7 protein-coding genes and 2 pseudogenes are annotated in these 7,844 nt (G+C 60.2%); 1 reads left to right on the top strand and 8 read right to left on the bottom strand.

Features of this window, described 5'->3' with window-relative positions:
- Positions 1-913: 913 nt before the first annotated feature.
- The 6 genes from EN859_RS34885 to EN859_RS34860 all read right to left on the bottom strand — a co-directional run bounded on the left by EN859_RS34885 (position 914) and on the right by EN859_RS34860 (position 5,040).
- Positions 914-1,804, bottom strand: coding sequence for an SDR family oxidoreductase (locus tag EN859_RS34885; protein WP_127857129.1), 891 nt, complete (start codon positions 1,802-1,804; stop codon positions 914-916).
- Entirely contained in the window at positions 1,801-2,580 is a 780-nt protein-coding gene (locus EN859_RS34880) for a hypothetical protein (protein WP_127857130.1), read from the bottom strand. Before EN859_RS34880 ends, EN859_RS34885 begins: the two co-directional genes overlap by 4 nt.
- A gap of 10 nt (positions 2,581-2,590) precedes the next feature.
- The gene (locus EN859_RS34875) at positions 2,591-3,178 is read right to left on the bottom strand and encodes a protein-S-isoprenylcysteine O-methyltransferase (protein ID WP_127857135.1); all 588 of its coding nucleotides are present in this window, start codon (positions 3,176-3,178) and stop codon (positions 2,591-2,593) included.
- A 202-nt stretch (positions 3,179-3,380) separates the two neighbouring features.
- Positions 3,381-3,953 carry a hypothetical protein gene (locus EN859_RS34870; protein ID WP_127857131.1) on the bottom strand — a complete coding sequence of 191 codons (573 nt, stop codon included), beginning with the start codon at positions 3,951-3,953 and terminating at the stop codon, positions 3,381-3,383.
- 136 nt (positions 3,954-4,089) lie between these two features.
- Positions 4,090-4,230: an ABC transporter gene (locus tag EN859_RS40000; RefSeq protein WP_127857132.1), complete on the bottom strand. Its 141-nt coding sequence runs from the start codon at positions 4,228-4,230 to the stop codon at positions 4,090-4,092.
- Between the two features lie 213 nt (positions 4,231-4,443).
- Positions 4,444-5,040 (bottom strand): L,D-transpeptidase, encoded by a 597-nt coding sequence (locus tag EN859_RS34860; protein WP_127857133.1) that lies wholly within the window; start codon positions 5,038-5,040, stop codon positions 4,444-4,446.
- A 362-nt stretch (positions 5,041-5,402) separates the two neighbouring features.
- Between EN859_RS34860 and fabG the strand changes: the two genes are divergently transcribed.
- Entirely contained in the window at positions 5,403-6,158 is a 756-nt protein-coding gene (gene fabG, locus EN859_RS34855; protein ID WP_127857134.1) for a 3-oxoacyl-ACP reductase FabG, read from the top strand.
- A 212-nt stretch (positions 6,159-6,370) separates the two neighbouring features.
- Here the strand turns inward: fabG and EN859_RS34850 are convergent.
- A pseudogene (locus EN859_RS34850) lies at positions 6,371-7,185 on the bottom strand (NADP-dependent oxidoreductase); the annotation flags it as partial.
- A 237-nt stretch (positions 7,186-7,422) separates the two neighbouring features.
- A pseudogene (locus EN859_RS34845) lies at positions 7,423-7,844 on the bottom strand (transposase); the annotation flags it as partial.

Genomic DNA, 7,844 nt, shown 5'->3' with positions numbered 1-7,844 from the left:
TGCCGCTTGAACTCGACGCTGTGGGTTCGGTGCTTTGCCATGGGCCTTCATCCTCTGAAAGCCCGGCTGCCCGGTCAATTACCGAAAACCATCCTGTCCGGCCCGAGGGGCCCACTCCAGATCGGCGTCCAATTTTGACCCCCCTTAGGTAATGCGCGGCGGTCAGCGTTCGCCCGGGCGGAGCTGGTCAGGGTTGCGCAGCCCGCCAGCCGAACAATTGCGATGGGCTGATCCCAATCTCCCGAGCCAGGGCCGAAATATTGGCGCCAGGTTCAGAGCTCCTTGCCACCATCTCGGTCTTGAACGCAGCCGACCATCGCCGCCTCCGCGCGACCGGGCACCCTCGAAGCGATCCGCAACCGCCTCAATCAATTGAAAGCTTCTATCCGCAGGCATAGGGGCATAGGCGCAGACATAGAAATTGACACTGAAAGCTCCTCGGCTACTTCAGTGTCATCATCGCCGCCGCATACTTGCTGCGCCAGATGGGTGGCCTTCCCGCTTACGTTGTAACAGTCACGCCTCGCCTTGATGATTCCCCGGGGCGGCCGCGACTGGCTTCGAGGCCTGCGGTGCAGTGAAGAAGATACGTCGGACTGTGCTCATTCCTGAACGGGTGCGGACCTTGTGGCGGGTGCCTGCGACGCTATGTCAGGAGCTTCCTCACTGCCTGTGGCCCCATGGGCAACCTATCTGCGTTGTGGCTTGGAGGGCGGTAGGGTCTGGAAGGTTTGGCGTTGTCTCGCTGACTGAGAGCGACTCCATGCGCGCCGTGTACCAACCCCATGACCCCAACACAACCTTCGAGGCACGAGAGCGCGGCAACGGTTCAGGTGGAAAGCTTTTGTTCGTTGAGCCGCAACCAAGACCATCAACGACTCCTGAAATGGCGAGCGGTGGCGTGCTGGTCCGGTCAGGGGATAATTCCCCGAGGGCCCCGGCGTAGCTGAATCTGGCGGGTACCGCAGCATTTCTTGAACTTCATACCTGAACCGCAAGGACATGGATCATTGCCGCTGCGTTGCAGCCGGCCGACCAGGGGCAGCATCGCTGCGGAAGGTAGGAGCGCCGCCGCAAGGGCAGCCAACTTGGCCGAGATTCCCGGTACGACGAGGCGACGACCGGATTTGAACCCTCGCCACGCACGTTCGGCCACATCCTCCGGATCCAGCTGGGGCAAGATACTGAAGAGCTGCGTCTGATAGGCGCGGGACCTTTCGAGAAACTCCGTCGACACTGGCCCTGGTGCCACGCATGTGACAGTCACACCGGTTCTGCGCAATTCCTGATGAAGCGCCTCTGAGAAGAAGCGCACGAAACCTTTGCTGGCGAAGTACAAAGCCATGTAAGGCCCAGGAACGAACCCGGCCACGGAACTGAGATTGAGCACCCCGCCGCGCCCGCGCGTCACCATTCCCGGCAGAAAGTGGAGGGTCAGTTCGCTGAGAGAACGTATGTTAAGATCGATGATGCCGAGTTGGCCATCAATAGGGAGCGCCGTCGCCGCGCCTCGTAGTCCATAGCCGGCGCTGTTGACCAGCACATCACAGACCAGGCCGTGTGCGGACAGAAAGTCTTCTAGGCGCGTTGGCGCATCGCCTGCCACGAGATCCAACTCGAGCGTGAATGCCTCGCCACCCGCCTCCCGAACCTCAGCCGCCGCGGCGGCCAAACCCTCGGGCGAGCGGGCAACGAGCACAACCGCACCGCGCTCCCTTGCAGCGACGCTCGCAATTGCGCGTCCAATTCCACCTGACCCGCCAGTCACGACGACCGCTGGCCGGAATTCACAGGGCGAAATCATGTCGCGTTCCTCTGCCTTGCAGGAGCGGCAACACTTTGACCGAGCAGCACCACTTCATTTGCGACAGCGCCGTTCAAAATCTTTTCGAATCTCTCTAGTGCTCGTGCGACGTTCGCTCCATCCATTACCCGGTGATCGTAATGGATGCGGACATTCACCGATCCGTCTTCGCCGATCGGACCGTAGTTGAGAAGAGTGGTCAATGGTGTGAGCGGGTTGAGTGATTCCGCGCCGAGACCCGAATAGACCGACAGTTGGAAGGTACCGAAGTAATTTGCCCTTTGCCGGGCGATATTCAGCCCTAGCCACATAAGCAGCCACCTGAGTGGCGCGGGCGCACGTGCCATCCGCAAGGCACGCCGGAATTCCGTGACCTCAAGGATCGGCCGTGACCGCGCCGCGTGGATCGATGCCTCAAGTTCCGTGATAGAGTAGCGCTCCGGGCACTTGATGCAACTTAACAGAACGGCCGGCTCACCGTCATACTCGCGCTCGTGAGCAATCGAGGCTACGCTTGCCGGGTACTCGTAAAGCTGCGGCCAGGGCAACTTGACATAGGCGCGCCGTAGCTCCGGCATCTCTCGGGCGAGAAGCGCGTATCCCTTCAGGAAGATCGCGGTCCAGGAGGGCCTGGTCTGTTGCGCCATTCTAGCCGCTACGAGTGGGCCCAGGTTCATCTGGCGCTGCACTGCGACCCGTGGCACGCCGATCGAAAACCTCATCAGATCGCCAACAAGGCGCCGCGGCGCCGAGAGCTTGAGGGCTCGGCCTCGCATCAAAGGACCTCTAATAAAGATAAGGGACTATTCGCTTGGTCTTTTCCATATAGGCACGGTATTGCGAGCCGAAATTCTCCAGCATCATACGCTCTTCCTTATCCACTCGCAGCAGAAAAAGGACTGCGAAACCAATCAAACCGGAAGTGCCCGCAACCCAGTTCGACAGCAGAAAGACCTGGCCGAGCCCCATGAGCAGGAACGAGGTGTACATCGGGTGGCGGACTAGGGCGTATGGCCCGGCGCAGACTAGTTCATGCCGTTCGCGAATCTCCAGCGTAATCGACCAGTTACGGCCAAGTTCCTTGTGGGATATGCGAAAAATCCACAACGCGGAGCAGAAGATGATGGTGCCGAGAGCCACCGCCCACGCGCTGGCGGAATGGTCAGCCGCTGCGGGGATGCCGGTGGCGACATAGAAGGCAGGCAGGATCGCTAGGCCAAAAAGAGCCGATGCAAGCCCGACGGTGTCGGAAGGTGAGCGGCCGCCAGTTACAATTCGCACACGTCTCGCCCGGCGCTCGAAGGGATACCGGATCACGTACCAACCCACGACGCCGATCACCCATATGATCTCGCCCACTGAGGCTACTGCAATGCTCACTTCAGGCCACCGGCGCCCTTTCCGGGATCTGGGACTGTAGCAGGCGGCCCCTGGGTATGGCCACTTCACCCATCTCCTCGATTTCGTCACCGGCCGACCTTCAGGCGCAGCGATCCTCCTCGAATGAGTCCGCAGATGCGACAGCCGGAGGGGCAGTACCGGTCGGATTCGGCCCCATCCATTCCTCGAAACTTGGTTAGGTATTCATTTCTCGAAGCTTGGTTATGAATTGCTGTGGCCGGAGCTGAATAGCGGGGGTCTTATACCCCATGGAGCGCGCGATGTCAGCCACGAAGCCGTTGCAGTTCAACACTGTTGCCTGCCAGACATGGGACTTCGCCTGCAGCTTCCGGATGTAGGCAACGACTTTGTTGTATTCGGCCCGGGTCAGCATGACACGCCAGCTTGCGGATCTGTATTGTTCTTCCAGATCACCGTCGCTCCACCCGGTTTCGGCTGGCACCGGCACGAAATGGCCCAGAACGTAGGGAACTGCACTGTTCGAAGCCGGGTGAAGGCCCGCGACTTGGGGATCAACCATTTTCCCGGCTCGGTTCAAACGCCCAAAGACTGCATAAGTGTGGCCGTAGCTGAGGGCGTAGCGGGAGCGGAACTCGATGAAGAACCGCTCGTCCTTATCTTGAGAGGCAGTTCCGCCATCGGCAAAAGAAACGAAATTCGGCTGGGCCGGCAGGTCACTCGTCTGACATGCCGCTGCCGCGAGCGGCAGCAGGGCCACGAGCAAGATACGGCCATTTACAAGCATCATCGCCGCACTCCCGAACTTCACGAAGCGCAGGCCTGTGCCCGCCAACTGCGCCGCAGGCTATGAAGTCGGCCTTGGCCCCTGCGTATCGACGGGGAAGGGCCTGGCGGCCCTTCCCATACTCACCGAAAGCCGGTCCTTATTTAATCACGGGCTGCTCTACCGGAGCGGGTGCCGGCGGAGGAGCTTTTCCCTTTCCTTTGCCGATCCAATCCATCGCGCAGCCACTTAGGCTGGCAACGACGAGCGTGGCAACCATTGCAATCAAGATCCTGCTCATCAAGCAATCCTTTCCCTGGGGGCGGAATAGCCTATAGAAGCGCCACAACTAATATGCAGCCCCGATAAACTAGCTGCAAACTATGCCAAGGCCTAGTGCAGAAAGGACACAATTGGCACCCGGTTGCCCGTAACTGCGCGGTACGTTTATGGCGACGTGCTGGCAGAGTTCACCATCCGACGAAGATCAGACGTGCGGCGCACCGTCAGATTATCAAATAACCAGCACCGTCGTGCCCACAGGGGTACGGTCGTAAAGATCAATGATGTCGTCATTTATCAATCGGATGCACCCGTTCGACACCTCTGTGCCTATCGTCCACGGCTCGTTTGTGCCATGCACGCGGAAGTGGGTGTCGCGCCCGTCGCGATAGAGATAAAGGGCCCGCGCACCAAGCGGATTGTTTGGTCCGCCGGGGACCCCTCCTGCGTATTGCACCAGGCGAGGCTTGCGCTTCATCATGTTGTCGGTGGGCGTCCACGACGGCCAGTCCGCCTTGCGGCCTACGGTCGCTGTACCCTTGAACGAAAGTCCCTGCTCGCCGACGCCGACGCCGTAGCGCGTCGCCCAGCCGTCCGTCTCGACGGCATAGAGGAAACGTTGCGAAGTATCGACGACGATCGTTCCAGCCGGCTCGTTTCCGTAATACCGCACATGCTGCCGTCGGTAACGAGGATCCAGGCCACGCCTTGGTGCGAACGCGGATGAAATCGGCTCCGCCGCCTGTCGCAACGCCGACGTACATCCGGAAACCATCAGAGCCAGACTACCCAGCACGAGCCCCCGGCGCGCAATGTGGTTATCGTCCATTTCTACCTGCTAAGAAACTGGTCAGCCCTACCCTCGTCTCTAGCACTCCAAGGCCCGCCGGCCAAGTCTCGCAACTTGCCCGAACTGGCCTGGAACGGCCGGGAACCAGGGGGCGTTGCGTTGCCGACCGCCATGCTCGCCAAACCGCTTCACTGGTGTGATGCCTAAAATCCAGTCAGGCCGGCTGCTGAGGTAATCTTTCATTCGCGTTAGGCGCCACGCACGTTTGCCGAGGTCGTCGGGCGCCAGGAGAGTTCACATGACTGACAGGGGCCTTGGCTGCCGAAATCTGCTATGAACGAAGCCTCTTGCGACCACCACCTAGCTCCATTCGGTATGTCGCAGTGGGCATAAGGATAGAGATGAAGCGTGACTTCCGAGATAAGATCGCGATTGTGACCGGTGCAGGCTCCGGAATAGGAGCGGCTGTTTCACGGCAACTCGCACAAGAAGGAGCCGAGGTTGTTGTTGCCGACCTCGATGCCGAGGCTGCGCACAGCAAAGCCGCCGAAATACGCTCGCAAGGAGGCAGGGCCCACGACTTTGCGGTCGATGTCACTGATGCGGCAGCCGTGGAAAAGTTGGTCGAGTTCGCTGTCCAGAAATGCGGCGGCCTGGATATGGCGGTAAACAATGCAGGTATCGACGGCGTTCGAAAAGCAACGGCAGACTATCCGCTCGACAACTGGCACAAGCTGATAAACGTCAACTTAAATGGCGTTTTCTATTGCATGAAGTACGAGATCGCCGCCATGCTGGATCAGGGCGGAGGCGCTATCGTCAACATGTCTTCCGTTCTCGGTTCCGTCGGATTGCCAACTGCGTCCGCATACACGGCAGCGAAACACGGGGTCGTTGGACTGACCAAGGTTGCGGCGATGGAATATGCAAGAATGGGCATCCGGATCAATGTCGTCGGCCCCGGCTGGATCGAAACGCCACTTTTATCGGAGCAAATGGAGGCAGCAGCAATCCGGCGCATGGCGGGGCTTCAGCCGATGGGCAGGCGCGGGAGACCGGATGAGGTAGCGGCTCTTGTGTGCTTCCTCTTGTCCGACCAGGCTAGCTTTATCACTGGAAGCTACCATCTGGTGGACGGAGCTTACACCGCCCATTAGATGCATTGGCTGGCCGCAGTTCGTCCCGGCTCTTGAATAGCGGGGGGTCGCGGCACACGACGCTGGCGGCGGCTGCTTTCGCACGTTCGAGGATCGATCTCGATCGAAACTCGTGTCGGCTATGGGACGAAGGTCAAGGCGGCACCAAAGCCGGCAGACACAATGATGGTGAACACGAAAAGCGGCAGTAGCCATCGCACCGGCTTCGATGAGGAGGTGATCTTGCTCAACTGATCACCCTGCCCCCACATGAAAAGGAACGAGAACTTCACGCCACGGCGCTTGGATTGGTCCGCATACCGCGGCTCAGGAAGCGCAGCACCAGCCTCAGCATCAAATTCAGTCCGTTCTCCTTGGGAAATTCGGGATCAGGTGGACCGGAGATGGAGATGAGCTTCCCACCCGGTTTCAGCACGCTCAGGGATTTTTCGAGTGTTTTGGCGGCTGTTCAAGACGACGTCATAGCCCGACAGAATTTTCTCGAAGTCATCTTTCCTGTAGTCGACGACAACGTCGGCGCCGAGATCTTTGACCAGATCCGCACTTGCCGCGCTCGCTGTTGTCGCAACGGTCGCGCCGAGGTGCTTGGCCAGTTGGATGGCGAACGTCCCCACGCCGCCGGAACCAGCCTGAATGAAGACCTTCTGTCCCTTCTTCAGGTTTGACCTTTCGATAAGCGCGTGCCAGGCGGTCAGTCCGACCAAGGGGATCGAGGCCGCCTCTTCCATGCTGAGATTGTTAGGCTTCAGGGCCACGTCGGCTTCATCCATGGCGATGAACTCGGCGAAGGTTCCGATCCGACCATCGCGCGGCCGCGCATAGACATCGTCGCCGGGTTGAACTTGCGGACTTTCGATCCCACGCGAACAACTCTCCCGGCCACGTCGTGGCCCAGGATGAACGGATGGCGATCGGGCAGGATGAGCTTGAACTCTCCGGTCCTGATCTTGGAATCCAGCAGGTTCACCCCTGCGGCATGGATCTCGACTAGGACATCGCTGTCCTGGAGCTCCGGCATCTCGGTCATCCGCCGCGGTTTGTGGTTGAAGGTGGCTTTCGCGCCAACGCCTGCAAGCGGCTGTCGTCGCCCTATGCTGAGATCAGTTCTCAGATACCTGTCCCTTGCCGCCAGCATGCGATCAGGTGCCCGTCGCCAGCTTGGCTGTGGGGTGGTTCCGCCTTCCGGCAATTGGAACACGACGGCGCGGTCCGCGCCAGGCGCGGTGATCGGCCGGCCGTCAATGCTGGCCGCGCCGCGGCAGGCTTCCGCCAGGGCCGGGGCGATCTTCGTTTCCAGCCGCTCGTTGCGGGCGACCCCGAAGACATAGTCGACGCGGTTTTGCTCGCACCAGGCCATCAGCGCCTCACGGGCAAAGCCAGAATCGGCGCGCAGAATGATGCGGACCCGGGGCCACGACTTGCGGATTCGCGTCACGATCCGCGCGACCTGCTCGACCGCGCCCTTGCTGGCGTCGATGTTGGAGCGTCGCAGCTTGGCCGCCAAAAGGTGCCGGCCGCAGAAGACGTAGAGTGGCAGGTAGCAGTAGCAGTTGTAGTAGCTTCCTGCTGGCCGTGCAGCGGATCATCGGTGGCGTCGAGATCGAGCACGATCTCGCCTGGCGGCTTATCATGGGCTTCCAGGAACAGACCCACGAACAGGGCTTCCATCGCCTCCTTGTCGTAACG

The organism is Mesorhizobium sp. M00.F.Ca.ET.216.01.1.1 (genome assembly GCF_004010325.2).
GTDB lineage: Bacteria > Pseudomonadota > Alphaproteobacteria > Rhizobiales > Rhizobiaceae > Mesorhizobium.
This window is presented reverse-complemented; position numbering and strand designations above follow the sequence as displayed.